This window comes from Erysipelothrix anatis, from assembly GCF_009828745.1.
GTDB classification, from domain to species: Bacteria; Bacillota_I; Bacilli_A; order Erysipelotrichales; family Erysipelotrichaceae; genus Erysipelothrix; species Erysipelothrix anatis.
The window spans coordinates 1-692 of sequence record NZ_WTSX01000028.1 but is presented as its reverse complement, the minus strand read 5'-3'; the positions used below and the strand labels follow the sequence as shown (position 1 = coordinate 692).

The following is a 692-nucleotide window of genomic DNA, read 5'->3' as shown; positions in this document are numbered from 1 at the left end:
TTGTGCATTTTAAAACCCCCAGATAGTCTGGGGGTTCGATTATAGCTTTAGCGATGTATTCTGTTTTAAACCTCCATTTGATAATATTTAAGTGTAGTCTGCAAACTATCTAAAATTATCAAAGGAGGATCCTATGAAGGATACACACAGTTTATCACACACAACATGGTGCTGCAAATATCATGTTGTATTTGCTCCAAAGTATCGGAGACAGGCGTTTTATGGTTCAAGAAGACTTGAAATAGGTACAATATTAAGGGAATTATGTCGTTGGAAAGGAATCAATATAATTGAAGCTGAAGTATGTGTAGATCATATCCATATGTTGATTGAAATTCCACCGAAAATGAGTGTATCAGGAGTAATGGGGTTTTTGAAAGGTAAAAGTAGTCTAATGATTTATGATAGATGGGGAGATGCACGATACAAATATCGAAGTCGCCAGTTTTGGTGTCGCGGATACTATGTAGATACGGTAGGAAAGAATACAAAGAAAATAAAAGAATATATAGCGAATCAATTAAAAGAAGATAAATTAGCATCACAACTCACACTTGAAGATATTGACCCGTTTACGGGTAGCAAGAAATAGATGTAGATGGCAGACTACATTAGCGCTGTAAAGCGCAACTAGAAGTAAAGGGCTACGCCCGCATCTGAAAAACCACCAGCTAAGCTGGTGGATATTTATT

1 protein-coding gene is annotated in these 692 nt (G+C 36.6%); it reads left to right on the top strand.

Features of this window, described 5'->3' with window-relative positions; translation table 11 throughout:
- Positions 1 to 133 precede the first annotated feature (133 nt).
- Entirely contained in the window at positions 134 to 592 is a 459-nt protein-coding gene (gene tnpA / locus GVV19_RS10725) for an IS200/IS605 family transposase (RefSeq protein ID WP_159647527.1), read from the top strand.
- The last annotated feature ends 100 nt before the right edge of the window (positions 593 to 692 follow it).

What these genes read in the sequence shown, in the direction of transcription:
- tnpA (WP_159647527.1), top strand. Translation starts at nt 134, where the DNA reads ATGAAGGATACACACAGTTTATCACACACAACATGGTGCTGCAAATAT.